General features: G+C 35.3%; 15 protein-coding genes and 2 pseudogenes. 4 read left to right on the top strand and 13 right to left on the bottom strand.

Going from position 1 to position 16463, the window contains the following annotated elements:
• Positions 1-27 precede the first annotated feature (27 nt).
• Positions 28-267: a hypothetical protein gene (locus tag POF52_RS20175; RefSeq protein ID WP_271994367.1), complete on the bottom strand. Its 240-nt coding sequence runs from the start codon at positions 265-267 to the stop codon at positions 28-30.
• A gap of 316 nt (positions 268-583) precedes the next feature.
• On the opposite strand from POF52_RS20175, the gene POF52_RS20180 reads away from it, so the two are divergent.
• Positions 584-907: a hypothetical protein gene (locus POF52_RS20180; protein WP_271994369.1), complete on the top strand. Its 324-nt coding sequence runs from the start codon at positions 584-586 to the stop codon at positions 905-907.
• Positions 908-1127: 220 nt separating this feature from the next.
• Positions 1128-1964, top strand: a complete 837-nt coding sequence (locus tag POF52_RS20185) for an STAS domain-containing protein (RefSeq protein ID WP_271994372.1) — start codon at positions 1128-1130, stop codon at positions 1962-1964.
• A 475-nt stretch (positions 1965-2439) separates the two neighbouring features.
• Here the strand turns inward: POF52_RS20185 and POF52_RS20190 are convergent, their stop codons facing one another.
• On the bottom strand, positions 2440-3426 hold the full coding sequence (locus POF52_RS20190; RefSeq protein WP_271994374.1) for a DUF3231 family protein: 987 nt from the start codon (positions 3424-3426) through the stop codon (positions 2440-2442).
• Between the two features lie 209 nt (positions 3427-3635).
• Between POF52_RS20190 and POF52_RS20195 the strand changes: the two genes are divergently transcribed.
• The gene (locus POF52_RS20195) at positions 3636-4094 is read left to right on the top strand and encodes a hypothetical protein (RefSeq protein ID WP_271994376.1); all 459 of its coding nucleotides are present in this window, start codon (positions 3636-3638) and stop codon (positions 4092-4094) included.
• Positions 4095-4623: 529 nt separating this feature from the next.
• On the opposite strand, the gene POF52_RS20200 is transcribed toward POF52_RS20195, so the two are convergent.
• The 5 genes and pseudogenes from POF52_RS20200 to POF52_RS20220 form a co-directional block, all read right to left on the bottom strand.
• A complete protein-coding gene (locus POF52_RS20200; RefSeq protein ID WP_271994378.1) occupies positions 4624-5451 on the bottom strand; it encodes an STAS domain-containing protein in 828 nt (275 codons plus the stop codon).
• A gap of 674 nt (positions 5452-6125) precedes the next feature.
• On the bottom strand, positions 6126-6413 hold the full coding sequence (locus POF52_RS20205) for a hypothetical protein (protein ID WP_271994381.1): 288 nt from the start codon (positions 6411-6413) through the stop codon (positions 6126-6128).
• A gap of 1217 nt (positions 6414-7630) precedes the next feature.
• Positions 7631-9667, bottom strand: a pseudogene (locus POF52_RS20210) (GH32 C-terminal domain-containing protein); the annotation flags it as partial.
• 333 nt (positions 9668-10000) lie between these two features.
• Positions 10001-10306 carry a hypothetical protein gene (locus tag POF52_RS20215; protein ID WP_271994384.1) on the bottom strand — a complete coding sequence of 102 codons (306 nt, stop codon included), beginning with the start codon at positions 10304-10306 and terminating at the stop codon, positions 10001-10003.
• 283 nt (positions 10307-10589) lie between these two features.
• A complete protein-coding gene (locus POF52_RS20220) occupies positions 10590-10928 on the bottom strand; it encodes an HNH endonuclease (protein ID WP_192998753.1) in 339 nt (112 codons plus the stop codon).
• A 222-nt stretch (positions 10929-11150) separates the two neighbouring features.
• Between POF52_RS20220 and POF52_RS20225 the strand changes: the two are divergent.
• Positions 11151-11417, top strand: a pseudogene (locus tag POF52_RS20225) (DDE-type integrase/transposase/recombinase); the annotation flags it as partial.
• Between the two features lie 53 nt (positions 11418-11470).
• Here the strand turns inward: POF52_RS20225 and POF52_RS20230 are convergent.
• The 6 genes from POF52_RS20230 to POF52_RS20255 form a co-directional block, all read right to left on the bottom strand.
• Entirely contained in the window at positions 11471-12298 is an 828-nt protein-coding gene (locus tag POF52_RS20230) for a mannose/fructose/sorbose PTS transporter subunit IID (protein WP_013056298.1), read from the bottom strand.
• Positions 12299-12323: 25 nt separating this feature from the next.
• The gene (locus tag POF52_RS20235) at positions 12324-13130 is read right to left on the bottom strand and encodes a PTS mannose/fructose/sorbose transporter subunit IIC (RefSeq protein WP_271994387.1); all 807 of its coding nucleotides are present in this window, start codon (positions 13128-13130) and stop codon (positions 12324-12326) included.
• 12 nt (positions 13131-13142) lie between these two features.
• Entirely contained in the window at positions 13143-13637 is a 495-nt protein-coding gene (locus POF52_RS20240) for a PTS system mannose/fructose/N-acetylgalactosamine-transporter subunit IIB (RefSeq protein ID WP_271994389.1), read from the bottom strand.
• Positions 13634-14074 carry a mannose/fructose/sorbose PTS transporter subunit IIA gene (locus POF52_RS20245; RefSeq protein WP_271994391.1) on the bottom strand — a complete coding sequence of 147 codons (441 nt, stop codon included), beginning with the start codon at positions 14072-14074 and terminating at the stop codon, positions 13634-13636. Before POF52_RS20245 ends, POF52_RS20240 begins: the two co-directional genes overlap by 4 nt.
• 821 nt (positions 14075-14895) lie before the next feature.
• A complete protein-coding gene (locus POF52_RS20250; protein WP_271994393.1) occupies positions 14896-15873 on the bottom strand; it encodes an NAD(P)H-dependent flavin oxidoreductase in 978 nt (325 codons plus the stop codon).
• Complete coding sequence (locus POF52_RS20255) at positions 15854-16210, bottom strand: MmcQ/YjbR family DNA-binding protein (protein WP_271994395.1); 357 nt, start codon at positions 16208-16210, stop codon at positions 15854-15856. Before POF52_RS20255 ends, POF52_RS20250 begins: the two co-directional genes overlap by 20 nt.
• Between the last annotated feature and the right edge of the window lie 253 nt (positions 16211-16463).

Below are 16463 nucleotides of genomic sequence, written 5' to 3' on the forward strand. Positions count from 1 at the left end.
TATTATGTAAACTTTAAAAGTGGATTACTACTCAGTGACTTCTTTTTCCACAGTACTTATTATTCTATACAAAGCTAAAGATGTAGTCTCCACATCCGGAAAATATTCAATATGGCCCGTTTCAATATTCTTTACTTGAAAATTCTTTAGTTCTTTAGAATAACTGAGAGAAAAGGTATGATTTTCACTACAAAAGGTATGAGTGATTTCACTATCTTCATATCGTAATAACGTTTCTAACATTTCTTTGATTTTTATTATTGTCATGTATCACCAAACCCCTTTCTCACTATTTAAAGAAATTTTACAAATTAAAGTTTAATTCATTTTAACATAGGGTATACATTCAGGTTATTACCTTCAATAATTGAAATAAAGATTTTAAAAATGAAATAAATTTGTAAAAAAAACAAAAAATGTAATGTTGTATTGAGATTAGTTGATATATGACAAATGCAACATAGTTTGAAACTAAAGATAGATATGTTATAAAAGATGTAAATAAAATATATGTTTTAGGGGTAAAGATACAAAGAATCTTATTTAAAAATGACATTTTTGGGGAGGTAGGAGGTATCTGAAATTGAGTAGTGCATCTAGATTCAAAATGCAAATATACAGTCCTCTGTCGGGATATAAGGACCTTTATCATTTAAAAAAAACAAAAGAGGGTTGGACGTTTGAAAACTATAGATATAAGGGTGAAGTAGATAAAGGTGGTAATCCTTTATTTTATAGATCCCTTATTACTGAAGCCATTTCCTGTCCTGATAATCTAGAGGTTTATATTTCTAGTGCATGGGAGAATGTTGAAACGTTAAATAAAGAACAAATGCAGAACATTTTTGATGAACTATCTGAATGGATATCAGACAGTGGAAAAAATTCTATTGACCCTTTATCATAGGGAAAGAAGTGGCACTACTATGGGTATATCCAGGTTTGAAGATTCATTATAAGAGTTTTGTTATTTTCACCTAAAAACATATCTAGTGTCGTTAGCAAAAAGAAGAAGTCCTTTCCTTTATGTACAAAGACTGAAAATAACAGTAGATAATAATTCATTTAGAGATATTGATTAATTGAGGATAACTATAATCAGCAAACAAATAAGGGGCGTGTTCAAAATGGAAACTATTTACAATCAGAGAGAGAAAATGACTGATTTTATTAGAGATAATAAACAGAATTTCCAGGATAAACTCTTATCTGAGGCGGTTAACGTAGCCTCTAAAATTAATGATATTTTAGAAACGGGAAATATTGATCTTTTAAAAAACGCACAAAAGTTAGCTCTATATGTCGTAGAGCAAAAGGAAGGACCCCTCATTGCTTTCGCTCAGCAAGAAGGAGTAGCCTGGGCAGAGCACTCCTTAACTCTTGCCTTCAAACTAGAATGGGTACAGTCCATTAGGCGAACATTATGGCATTTTCTCTATCAATATGATCGAATAAATAACCATTTTAATAGCCGTGAAGAATTTTATGCCTTAGAGAAACGGATTAATGATAAAATTGACCAGTTTCTTAACACTTTTTTAATTAGTTATTCCAAGTATAAAGATGAATTAATCGCCTCTCAGAGAGAATTAGTTGAACATCTATCGGTGCCTGTTATACCACTTAGCCAATCCATTGCTGTATTACCGTTAATCGGAATGATAGACACATACCGTATCCAAACGATTGAGGAGAAAGTACTGACAGCCATATCAGATTTAAAGGTTCAAACATTAATTATAGACCTTTCTGGAGCTGCTAACATGGAGATGTATGTCATTGATCATTTCCAAAAAATATTAACTGGAATTTCAATGATGGGTTGTAAGGCTATTCTTACAGGTTTACGTGCTGACCTGGTACGGACAATGATTCACTCAGGAATCTCCTTTGAAGAAAAAGCAGAAACAAAAGGAACGTTACAGCAAACATTAAAAGAATATCTAGAACTCCACCAAATGTAGGAGAAATAGGAGAGTTTACTCTACACGCGGAAATGAAGATGAGTTTGTGAAATTAGAAGTGTTATTGAAAAAGTAAATAAAGTTTATTCTACCTGAGTAACCATTACTAAGATAACCCTGGAGTTATAACTCTAGGGTTGTTTTGCGATAGTACCGATAATGGTGCGACAAGAAGTCGCTTTCTTAAAGTGTAGCAAACGCTACTCATCTAGACGCAAAAGTAATCTCCGTCCGAAACGGCATGCTTGGTAACGAGCCTGTCGTTTGCATGAGGAAATGCGGAAACAGAGGAAAAATGCTACATGGTCCAGAATACTGCTAGGAGAAAATAGGTATGGTAAACGAAAGTGAAGGGGCTCTCTCGCCGGTTGGCACTCAAAGACGATTGTTGGAGTGCCAAGAGGTTCTTCGTATAAAGACATTGTCGATTCCTTAATGCCTCCCGGCACGCCTACCATTGACAACTTTGTAGCCCTTACTCTGAAGATAAGTCTTCTCTATCAGCAGCTTCGGGTGGTGTTTCCATCCACCCATTTTCTATCATGATATCGGCTGCGTCATGAACAAATCCTGATATATCCTTTAAAAAATCTGCATACATTAGCGCTAAATCGCGTCTTCCGTTTACTGCTACTGAATTTCCAAAATTTCTTACTCTCATTGAAAACATATCCATCTTATGAAAAACCATTAATTTCTCGGAAAAAGGAGAAGATGTTGAAGTTGTCACTAAATGATCAATTAGTTCTGGAGAAGGCAAGTTATCATCGTGAAGTTTTTTTATATAACCTTCAATCGCTTTATAAGTAAGTTCTTCTCCTTTTATAAATAAATTTCGAATCTTTTTCGGTTTTGTAACTTGACTAAACGCCATTACCAAGGCTTTGCTTGCCACGTTTGTCTCTAGATTATCGTATAAATGAGCAATTTCTAACGCATGTAAAGGTCGTACATCTCCAATGAAACCTTTTAAATAATTTTTATGTGCTATATTTACTTTGTGTGGGGTCGGAATAATAGGCGATTTAATAACCCACCCTTTATTTATTGAAACATCTTTGATATGTTCCCCCAATTCTATAGTTGACTCCATACAATAAAGAGAAAATTTCCTTATATCCTCTCTATACATTAACGGTATTCCTACACTGTAAAGACTAAGCCCTACTTTAGTTACATATCTTAAATAATGTACATAGAACTCATCTTCAAATAATCTTGGAGCAGCAAGATTAACATCGTCTTTTGTGAAACCATGTGGAATAGGAATGTTCTCTTTTATGAAAGTATCTTTTATAGTACTCTGAAATTCTTTACTCAAGTTTAATGCATTTTCTAATAACTTCTTTATATCTTGGTCTTCAATATGTTGGAGAAAATAACTTAGAATACATGTAGCCATACTATTACCCATATATGTAGCCCAAAGTTTACCCATTTCCGCAGAATTTAATTTTTTCATATAAAATCTCCTACATCAATTTTTTCTTAGATTTACCATTAAAAGAAGATCTATTCTTCTACTCCCTAAACTTTAGTTTTTCCAGAAAAAATTATTTAAATAAATCTCAACCTGTCCATTGATAAAGAAAGATACTCTATTACAAATTACGTATAATAGCTCTAATTGGAAGAATAATACTCTTATCTTTTGAGTTGGAGGAATCTACAATGAAGAAAGCACATATTTTAATTGTCGGTAGCTGTTTATGTTCAATCATTTTTGGTTCTGTTAATACTTACGCTTATATACCAGAAAAACTACCTACGTCCCAATCATCAGACCATTGGAAAGTAAAGATAGACAAACCCGATGTTAAGAACTTAAAGGATAATGATGAGTTTAATACCTATAGTATCGACGTGAGTAACCTAGGTTCAAATGTTTATGACGCTACAGTAGAAATCTATGGAGATGAGCCAAATACAAATACTAAAAGCGAATTAATTACATTTGAAATACCTGAATCACAGAATTTCTTCCATCATCAAAATCAACCTATTTCGGTTGACTCAAAAAAGATTGAAGTAGTTGTAACATGGAAAGAAGAACCCTTTAGAGTTATGAAGGATGGAAAGAAATATCCTGCACGAAAGTTTAGACAAACATTCTTATTCCCACAAAAGTAAAATTACAAGCCCTCTTTATTTAAAAGGAGGCTTTTCTTTATTTACTCTTCATTTACAGAATCAATTGCAAAACAAATGGCAGCTGAATGTGGAGGCAAATTGAAGTGAAAAAACAAAGCCACTAATAAGCAATAAATTTAGGCACAACGGGAGTCCTTGTGTATCAAGGACTCTTTTTTTATTGGATTTCGGAAAGAGACATTATATTAACTAGCTTTGCGTATCATATACAGCCTAAAAACAGAAAACTCCCCCCACATAACCAGAGATAGTTTTTTCTAGTCGTTGAAATATAGATGTTAAGCTGATGCTCTATTGCATCTTGAGCAGTTTGCTTACTAGGTAAAAGATTATACAAAAAATAAAAAAGAACCCTTTGCTAATCAGGGCAAAGGATTTACTGCGGTTAATTTACATAAATTAAATATTAAAATGGTCATATTAATTATAAAATTAGCGTTCTAAGCCATAATAGGCAAGACTATTCGACTTACAATTATTTTTTGATACTTGAAATATTTATTCATATTTACTGCATTCGAGAGTGGGTGTAGTCTAATGCTCCATAAAGACTGTTGAAAGTGACGATGTCATTTAATTTTACACCTAACTGAACCATTGTAAGGGCAATTTCAGAGCGAATACCACTTAATACAACATCTATTCCTATCAGCTTCAAAGCCGCAACTACTTTGAAAAGTTGGTCTGCCACCATGGTATCAATAATAGGTACAGCAGATAGATCAATAATTAACCAACTTAGTTTGTAAGTATCACCTTGTTTCAAGGCATTTCCCATTAAAATTTGAGCTCTATGTGTATCAATCTCTCCTACAAGAGGAATTACACCAATTTCTTTTGTTAGACGCACTACAGGTATAGATAGTTCATCTATAGCGTACTGAGCAGATTGAATCTTATCTGTATATTCTTTCATATAAGATTTGCTTACCCAATGTACAGCTTTATCTACTACTAAATTATATCTAGATATAACCTTAGAGAACAAATCAAAAGAAAAATTTTCTTTCTTTGCTTCTTCTGTAATGATTTCTCCAATTTGATTTCGATAATAACTGATTTCTTCTAAAGCAATATCTAAAGGAAGTTGAAGAGTTGTTAATACATTTGCTACTTCCATTCCCCACTTTTCTAAGATTTGAAAAGTGTGCTCTTCATTAATAGATATAGATTCTGCATAGATTTTAATTAAATTCTCTCGCCAAGGAACCAATTGAACATACACATCATGATTATAAAAATGATAGTGTCTTTTTTGTTCAGCTAATTCTTCTTTTTTATGTAAGATTATAGCCGTAATCTGTTTTAATTTTTTATTTAGCAATACATCTTCCATTTTTTCACCTACTAAACATCATGATTATGTAGTAAAAGAATAACATATATAAGTTTGTAGTAAAATGGATCACCATATACAAAAACTAAGTAACTTAAATCGTACGACTCAGTGATTGCAACGTGTTTTTTTATCACCTTACTTTATTAGCAAGGAATCTATTGATGGTTCCTGTAATTTTGATTATGGTAACTAAGGTTGTATATAATAGTCATTTTAAAAAACAGAAAAACCTATCTCTTCCCAGTTAAAAGAGGTAGGTTTTTTCTGTTGCAGAATTTAGTTGCATGAGTCGATGTTTGGTGACAACTTGAGTAGTTTACTCAAGTTGTTATTTATTATCCGTATATAGTGGGAGAAGGATATAGATCAATTTCTTTTACTGGTCATTTGCACCAAAAGATTGGTAAGAAAGATAATAGCAAAGGGAACAATGCAAACAATGAAGATCTCACGAAAGATCATATAAACCTTATTATTCATTTATATTAAATCCACCTTTATATCTTTGAGTAAACTTTTTAGGTTTCTTAAGTAGTAGAATGTTCGAATAAAGGGAAAGTATTCATATCAAATAAAACAACAGGGTTAATCATGCTGATATTCTTAGCATTTACTTCTCATAATGGTGATATGATAGGTTATTTGTCTTGGATGGCATAAAAAAAGCCAGTTCATTGAACAAACTGTGGCTTATTGTTCTTTATTGGATTAAAACTGTTGAGATAGACCTTTTCTTGAGCATACTTGAAATAATACCCCAGTTCATCTTGGTGGATTTTACGAGTAAAGAATCTTTCAAGTGTAGTGTTCTTAGCACAGCCAAAGAAGTAGTCCTCTGTATCAGTATAAAAGATGTCAATAGCGTAAATAGAAAAGTCATAAACATAGGGTAATCTGTACACAGCAAACTTACTAGTAATACCTTGCTCATACCTCTTGATGTGCTCTGTCTTTTTCATAATATTTCAACTCCCTTGACTAAAGATAACAAGTACTCTGGAGAGTAATTCATTGTTTTTATATAAAATAAAAAGATGGAACAACAAACAATGAAATTGTTCCTCCAAAGCAGAAAAAGAACAAAATATGCTGCATATACAGTGTTTTATTATTAATCGACAGTATACCATGAGAACGATGTCCTATAACCTTTGATACATGTATGTATAGAAAATGAAACATCTTGTAGCACTACTGACACATTTTTGATAAAAAAAGGCATCATCTCATCATAAAACACGGCATATACAACCTAAAATAGAAAAGCTACTGTGCCTCAACAGTAGCTTTTCATTAAATAAAGTGGGTTGAAAATACCAATGTCGGAAGGTATTCAATTACATTTTGTTCCTGTTTTCTAAAAAATATACTAACAGCAAATGAAAAAACTATCCTATATGAACTGCACCCCAATTGTTAGACAAAAAAACTCTAATGATTGGGGTGTTTTTTGTCTAAACACACATTTGAAGAAAAGTTAAAATCTGTAAATTCCTATATAAATAAGCACTACTCATAAGGGATATAAAGAAGAAAACAACAATCTCATTAATAAAACTATGTTCAATAAGGTATGTTTAATTTTACTTAATGATATAGTAGAAAGTGAAACTACATACGGAGCTAATGAAATTATTCAAAAAAGAACGGTATTCCCTACTTAAAGGAAATACCGGATCTTAAATTATGCTCTTAACTGTCATTTTAATGCTTCAATAGGAACATTTACATCATCGAGATTAATGTGTCCAAAACCTCCTGTTCCATTGTCCACTACTTTTATATAACATTCTGTTCCATTGTATGCTGATGCATCCCAGACTTTTCTTGTGTATGCTTCATTGTTTGTGCCTGTTTCTTTGAAGAGTTCTGTTCCATCTGATGCTCTTACTAATGCTACATAAAGCTTGCTGATATCGCTTCCTCCAGCAACGAGAAAGTCAATCTTTCCATCGCCCCCAAGTACGAAGTTCGACGACTTGAGTACACCGGTTTGTTCATCTCCTCCATCTTTGAATCCCCAAAGGTGGTACTTGCCACTTGGATTAAATGGTCCTCCCCAGAAATTTGTATCTGTTGTTACATCCCCATTGCTGAAAGCATTTCCACTAACAACCTCCCAACTATCCAGGTCACCTGTTTCAAAATCATGATTCGGCAATTCAAGCTTTGTCACCTGCTGTGTAACATTCTGGAAGGTGGCTGTAGCATCCCAAACGTTCAAACCGAATTTTCCAGTTGTGAAAGTAGAATCATTAGCATCTATTACCAAACGACCATCCAAATAAATTTTAAAATTACTACCGTTAGCAACTACTTTAAGATGATACTTTTTATTTACATCTATTGAAGTTGGGTATTCGGCTATCACGGTAGCCAAACCGTTCTCAAATTTAAAGAATTTTACGACATCGTTTTTAGCATCTATATTCGCAAGATAACCATTTTTGGCATCTTTATTAGATCGAAATACAAGAGCCCCTGCTCCCCTTGCATTTCCATCCTTAATAGATATGTCAGATTCATACGTGAAGTCGGTTCCGAATTGCGAAGACAAAATGAAGGAGTCACCATCCGACCTTCCTTGTTTTCCATCAATTGTATCGGCCCACATGCCATTCACTGTCGTCCAGCCAGATAAGTTGGATTGAAAAGGTGAGTTTTTCCACACTTTATTTATGGGGTGAACAGTAAGATTGTTTAATTTTACACTACCATTTAAAGCATAAACCTCAAGATCTTTGCTGGTTACGTCTGATAAAATTACGTCTGTGATGACTTTTTGCCCATCATTTCCAAAAACTTCGATTGAGGAACGATCAACAAAAATACGAAGTTTTACTTTTCCATTCACAGGTTGCAATGGAGCACTATGTTTTCCATTATTAAAGCTTGGGTTAACTGTCACGTTTCCAGACCGAGTTCGATCCACAAACAATGAGGAACTAGTTTTGTCATAACCAATCGTTGTATACTGATTTCCTCCTTTACGAACCTTGAAACCGAATTCAGTAGCCTGAGAAGTGTTCACCTGGAACTCTGCATTGATCTCAAAAGCGTCACCTGATATGCCTGACAGTAAATTATCGCCTATAGGTGATATGGTCTTATTTGTCCACTGGTGAGAAACTCCTCGAATTGATTCCAATTCTGTTACTGGAGTTTGAATCACCCTGACTCCTTCTGAAGTCGTTTTTAACTCTAATTTTCTTGGAATAGACATCGCACTTCTCCATGGTGTTGTAGGAACATCGTTGGCATATTGCCAATTACTCATCCATCCTAACCAAAGTCGTCGCCCGTCTGAAGATGGGATATCAGACCATGAAACAGCCGCATAGAAGTCTTTTCCATAGTCCGTCCAAAGAACTTGACTCGGTTCATTTTCGTTGACAAAGGTTGTTCCATCAAAGCTTCCCACAAAATATTGCATACCTGATCCCCCGGAAATAGCTCCGTTTCCTAAGCTGACTTGCAGTACCCATTTCTTTTGATTTGTATTACCGTCTACAGGAAGTTCAAATAAATCTGGACATTCCCACACGCCGCCTTGACTTCCATGTCCTTGTCCAAATTCGCTTGCGTAAGTCCATTTTTTCAGATTCGAAGATGTATAAATTTTTATTCTATCACCAGCTGCAAGCACCATCACCCACTTATTTGTGCCTTTATGCCAAAATACTTTTGGATCCCGGAAGTCTTTGATTCCCGGGTTCGGAATGACCGGATTTCCGGAGTACTTCGTCCACGTTCTCCCTTTATCATTACTATAGGCAATGCTTTGCACCTGGTTTCCTGCATTATCTTGCGTATAAATTGCTACAAGTGGTTTCTCGGCCCCTGTCTGAAACCCACTCGTATTATTCCAATCCACTACTGCACTGCCGGAAAAAATTGTACCGTTATCATCGGGAGAAAGTGCAATCGGAAGATGTTCCCAATGAACTAAATCCTTGCTGACAGCATGCCCCCAGTGCATTGGTCCCCATTGTAAACCATATGGATGGTATTGATAGAATAGATGATATTCTCCTGCATAATAGACCATCCCGTTTGGATCATTCATCCAATTTGCTTCAGGAGTAAAATGATATTGAGGCCGATGTTCTTCATCATAGTAGCTTGAATCGACCGCATAAACAGGAAATGCTATTGATAGCAACAAAAGGAGGATTGTTCCTACTTGTATTAGTTTTTTCCCTCTTCTTTTCATTCCCTTACCCTCTTTCATCCATGGTTAGTAGGAGGGAAACCCCGTTTAGAGAAATATTAGCCATAAATAGTTTCCTTAGAGCGCTTCCCTTAAAAAAGAAACCTGCCTACTAAATTCCACTCTACAAGCAAAGTGCTATTGTGGTATTAAATAGTAAGCGATTTTTTATATCTTTTATAGTATGGTCTAAGATTATTTAGATCGAAGTCGATCTAAAGGAACGGTAAGAATGATAACTGCTCCTTTTATGACAAGCTGCCGATAATAGTCAACGACCAACAAAGTAAGGTCGTTATTAAGCCCTCCAATGATCAATGCCCCTATAATCGTCCCTTAAATCTTTCCAACGCCTCCAGTGGGGCTGGATGCTTCTTCAACTCCTCCAATCGCATAGATATATCGATTAAACATTGTATATCCAAAAGAAAAGGAAGCGCTTACATAAACGGAAGCCACAATAAAAACAGGCATAAGAGTAACGAATACAGTATCGTAACGGGAGGATTTAAATAATGGATCTGATAATGCAATTGGATACCCTGTGCTCAATGCGTAAGCTAGCCTTCGAATGTACGTAAAAATTCCTAACGTAACAATAAATGCTGGAAATTTTGTCTTAGCCGTTGATGTATCCAGCAATTATGCCTGCTATAGCTCCGATAGCCATGGGAACAATGTCATTCACTCCTTGCTGGGAAAGCATAACAGATATAACACCTGATAAAGCTACAGTAGATCACTTTGATGTTTCATCAGTACTACCTTCTCCATTGCTGCAAGCTGTTGTGACAAACATCAATAAGATCATAAAAAGTGCAACTACCATACGAAAAGATTTTTTATGTTCATTTTATATTTTTAAATATTTGTAGGCTAATTTTATATTTTAATAGTTAGGTATTACTTATAGTACGTGAAGTTTCTATATCGATAATCTATGCTTTATACTATTATAAATGTCTCTATAAGTTCCTATTTCAATGTTATCGGGTCTATTATCTAAGGAATTATGGTTGAGATGTCTAATACATTCAGCTTCTAGAGCAATATCTCCAAACTTTTTATACGCTACAAAACGATGAACTAATATTGGCCTAGATATTCCTTTATGTGCTATACCAAATGTTTTGTAAGAAGAGTTCTTCGATTTACGTATGGAACCTTTAACTTTTTTACCTTCTGGATTAATTATTTCACCAGCTTTGTTAATGGTATATCCTTTTTGACTTGCTAATCTTATCATCTCATTGCTCTTGCTCAAAGAAATCAACTCCTATATGGTATTACTTAGATTTCACAATAAATTTCTTTACAAAAAGTCAGCAATAGGGAGTTAGGTTACAGGGGCACCTCCAACGTCGCACCTCCTAATAAAATGATAAAATGTTTCATTTAGATTGTATTTTTGATACATATCTATTAACTAACTCACAACCATTGGGACCGGTTGTAAGTTAGATATCTCTTGTGGTTTATATACAATCATCAGTATGGTCCTGAATTAGATGAGCGAATACTTCACCATCTTAAGGTAACCAATTATTCTTGGCGAGTTGATGAGACGTATGTGAAAGTCAAAAGTCGGTAGATGTATCTCTATCGTGCCGTTGGTTCAGAAGAAAATACGATTGATTTTTATTTAAGCAGAACAAGGAACCATCAGGTTGTAAAGGGCTTTTTCTTTAAAGCATTACGGCCTCTTCATATTTCAAATCCCCGTGTTATCACAGTAGATAAGAATTCTGCCTATTACAAACACTTATTTTCAGGAGTTGAAGTTTCATACAATAGATTTGTTGTCTATTAACCTAGAAAACCTATCCAGTAACCTCCGATTCCTATTAAGAAGATACCAAATATAATAAGCAACGGATTTGTACCTTTTCGAAGCATCCATGCTACTAATAGGGTCAGCGCTAAAGGAAGTAACCCCGGTAAAATACTATCCAACACGTCCTGCACGGTTTTTACAACAACCTTCCCAGAATCATCTTTAATTCTAGAAACGACCACTGGTATATTAATAGTGGTCCATTTGGAAACTAGAGCCCCCATTACAAAGAGTCCGAGAATGGACGCACCTTCTGTCAGCTTTTGAATTCGATTACCTACTAAATCTTTTAAAATTTCCGTTCCTTTTAAGTAGCCATATTTTAATCCATAATATTTTGTACTTAACCGAATCGCATTAATTAAGATAAAAAATAACAATGGGCCAGCAATATTCCCGCCTAGCGCCAGCGATGCCCCTAGTGCTGCTAGGACTGGTCGCAGTGTTCCCCAGAAAATAGGGTCTCCTACGCCAGCAAGTGGTCCCATTAATCCAATTTTCATCCCGCTAATGGCTTTTTCGTCGAAATCTTTTTTATTTGCCATTTCTTCTTCCATTGCTGCTGTTACTCCGAAGATAGGTGCGGAAATCCATGGATGTGTATTGAACCATTCTAAATGCCGTTTTAATGCTGCATTTCGTTGAGCTCCAGGACCATATAATCGTTTGATTGCTGGAATCATGACGTAACAGTAGCCCATTGCCTGCACACGCTCAAAGTTAAATGAACCGAGTAAAAAATTCGAACGGATGAACATACTGAAAATATCTTTTTTCGTTAATCTTTTTTCATTTTCCATTTCTATCCCCCCTTAAGTTCGCCGTTTAGGCATCTAAATCATCGTCGTCATCGTATACAATTTCGCTGCTCGTAGCTGCGGGAACGCCTGCCGGCTGCATTTGATTTCGCTGCTGCATTACTTGCTGATAAAGAAGGGCTAAACAAAGACCTAACGCACCAAAGCCCACTAGGTTGAAGCCTGTAAATGCTGCTAATAAGAAACCGATATAAAAGAAAGGCTTTAAATGAGGAATATTCATCATGTTAATAACCATGGCGTATCCTACAACCACGATAATGCCTCCTCCAATTTGTAAACCTTTTGTTATAACTTCTGGGATGTTTCCCAAAAAAGTTTGCACAGCACTTACGCTAATCAATGTTACGATTAAAGTTGGAACCATAACGCGAAGAGCTTGGAAACCCATAGCAGTAATATGCATAATTTCAATTCCTTTAAAGTTTCCTTCTTCCGCGTATTTATCAGCTCGGTGAATTAAAAACACCGTGATTGTACGTACAAAAATAGTGAGTACTTGACCTGCAGCTGCTAAAGCTATAGCTACTGCGATACCTTCACCAATACCTTGACCAGCCGTTATAACTAAAATGGTTGAAATAACGGAAGCAATAGCCGTATCAGGTGCCATCGCTAATCCGACATTCATCCACCCAAGAGCCATTAACTCCAGTGTTCCACCTAAAATAATGCCCGTTTTCAGGTCTCCAAGCACTAGACCTACTAGCGTGCAGGCAATGAGAGGACGATGGGATTGCCCTTCGTCCAACACACTTGCTATACCTGTCACAGCTGCAATGACTAATAATAAAATAATTTGTATTGAAGACATGATCTCATCTCCCTATTTGACTTTTGTCTCATTTCTCAGTACTTGAATAAAGTTCTCGCTAGAATCCGATGGTAATTGACGCAACTCAAGCTTCACGCCTAATTCATGTAACTGTTCAAAGGCATCGATGTCTTTTTTAGTAACACTTACAGATTTAGTGATTTGTTGTCGATCATTAGCAAAACGCATTCCACCTACGTTTACTGTTTCAATAGGCACTCCTGCTTGAACAAGGGCCACAATATCCGATGGGCTTTCAAACAAAAGCATTGCAGTTGTATCTTGGTAACGTGGGCTATGGAAGGCTTTTGTCATTTTAGAGATTGAGACAGCACTCGCTTTTACGTTCGAAGGTGCTACAGAGAGAATCAGAGTTTTTCTCATTTCATCCGCTGCCACCTCATCTGAAACAACGATAATTCGGTCTGCTTCATTTGTCTTGATCCATCTTGTTAACACTTGCCCGTGAATAAAACGATCATCAATTCTTGCTAAGACGATTTTCATAATAATCCACCCTCTCCTATTTGACTCATTTGTTGTAGTTTTTTTAAATGTTCGCTGCACACTTGAACACTTTCTTCATTCACTTTCTTTAATCTTCCTAACATTTCTTTCAATGTGACGTGTTCTCGCATAGCTAATACTTCTAATAACATAGGCAAGTTCACGCCAGATACCATATCCGCTGTTTGACTTTTAAGAATATAAGGAGTAGCCGCATTATAAGGTGTTCCCCCGAAGATATCGACTAAAAAAAGCACTTCGTTTTCTAAAGGAATTTCTTCTAGTGCCTGCTTATATTTTTCTTCAAGCGTTTGGATACCCTCTCCTCTTAGAAAAGGTACGGCTACCACATGGTCTTCTTCTCCAAATATCATTTTGGAAGACCCTTCTAATGCTGTTGCAAAATCTCCATGTCCACTAATAATGACTGAAATCATGTATACTTGCTCCTCTCTTTTATGTTCTATACCTATTTATATTGCAAGTACCGTGCCAACAAAGAGTATTAAGCGCTTTCATTTATTTTCCAAGGTTTTTTTTTCGTTTTTGATACAGATTTCTAAAAATAAATAAACCTGTATCAAAACGTGATATGTTTTAATACAGGTTTTTCTCTTATTCGAAAAGTTGGATAAGAAAAGAAACTAGTTGCATGTACATTAAACTATTTTCTTGGGATTTTAATATGGTTTTTCCATCTCATCTGCAAAAATAGTAGCAATAAATAATTTTTCATCTCTTGTTAATGTAAGGCTCAGTTTTTTTCGATTGCTGTTAAGGTTTTTGCTGTTTTTGGATAGTGTATTAAATTAGATAAAAAGAAGTTGAACTAATAAATAAGTTATGATTACTGTTTTTCTTTTGTAGCTCTGTATACGATATACAAATTCAGTTAACATAATACCTCTTTCCGGTACACAACCCAAAAAAGAACCCGTATGGCAGAAGGACTCTGACAAGGGTTCTTTTTTCGGAGTATGCAGCTTTTTATACATCCTTGATTTATCAACGCTTTCTCAGTAGGTGGTTGAGAAACTAATGTATAAGAAGTGCACCTTTTATACATATGCTCGTACAAAAAAATATAGTCCATAAGGTGAAAAATGTGTTATTATATGTCTGCACATGCATTTTATAGTAAAAAGCCACCTGTCCTGCAAATACTGGGTGGCTTTTTATTTTGTTAATGATAATAAGACAAATATAATCTAAATCTCAATATTTTAGTTAATATACATTACTTAAAGCTAGAACAATACTAAGCGTTCTTTGTTGCTTCCAACATGTTTATTAAACGCTGCTTCCCTTGTTCAGCTGTAGAAATCATCTCATCAAATAATTCTTGGACCGTAGGAACATTATTAATTAATCCAATAACCTGTCCAGCCCAACCAAACCCTTCACTCTCATTCCCATTGTAAATATATTTACAGTTTGCCTTACCACTAACTATATCTTTTAAATCCTCATAAGTTGCTCCCTTATGTTCACGTTCAATAATATCGTTAGTATATTTTGATTCCAAAACACGTCCAGGATGTCCTAAAGTTTTTTTAATAATGACTGTGTCTGTCTCTTTTCCGTTCACAAGTGCTTCTTTATATAAGGAGTTTGCATGTACACACTCTTGCGTAGCAATAAATCTTGTTCCCATTTCTATCCCTTCTGCTCCAAGGGAGAAGGCTGCTAATAAGCCTCTTCCATCTCCAATGCCTCCACTAGCTAGTACAGGAATTGACACAGATTCAACTACACGAGGGATAAGAACCATTGTACCAATATCATCCCGTCCTAAGTGGCCGCCTCCTTCTTGTCCTACTGCCATTACGGCATCAGCCCCAAGTTCCTCAGCCTTTTGCGCTTGTCTAACTCCTGAAACTAGAACAAGAGTTTTAATATTTTCTCCTTTTATCCGTTCAAACACAGGTTGAGGATTCCCTCCGGTTATAGAGATAGCAGGCACCTTCTCCTCAATAGCCACTTCAAGCAAGTCTTTATACTTTCCATCATGCCTCGCAATTGCAAAGTTTACTGCGAATGGCTTATCAGTCATCGTACGTACTTTACGAATTTCTTCTCGCAGCTTTTCTGGGGTTCCTAGAGTGGCAGCTGTAATCTGCCCAAGCCCACCAGCGTTGGAGACAGCTGAAGCCAATTCTGCATAAGCTAAATAAGCTAATCCTCCTTGAATGATGGGATATTGAATTCCAAAAATTTCAGTTATTCTTGTTTTCATAAGTTTTCCTCTCCTTTGTTAAATGATAGCTTGTTTTAATCATTTCATATATTTCTTTTTCTGGTACGGTATTATCTAGAATGATAGAATTCCAATGTTCTTTATTAAGGTGATAAGCTGGTACTATGGAATGATAAATTTGGCGCAAATGACGATTTACCTCTGGTTCACCCTTTACGTTTATCCAAATATGATCTTCTCTCTCAAAAATCCATGCAAAAACTTTTTGATTTTCTTTATGCCTAATGGTAGTCCAGTTTTTATCTCGGAACGGTTGATCTTCAAATACATCTCTATATTTCATGCAGTAATTAATAGCTTCTTGTCTACTTTTCATGAATTTTCCTCCTTTCATTTGTTATGAATAAAGATTTACGTAATTGAAAGTTAAGAAAGCTTGATGTCTATGCTCGCTTACTACTATTAATTCCTTGCCAAGAGACATACCAAGTTGAAGAGATTCTTTTCTCTAAACTCTCTGATCTTCCTCCATACAACATCTCTACAAATAATCTATCTAGAATGGTGAGATAGTCTGCCGTAGCAGTATCAGCACTAAATTTAGAATGTAATAAATGATCTTTTTCTTC

Source organism: Priestia sp. AB (genome assembly GCF_028369225.1).
Taxonomy (GTDB): Bacteria; Bacillota; Bacilli; order Bacillales; family Bacillaceae_H; genus Priestia; species Priestia megaterium.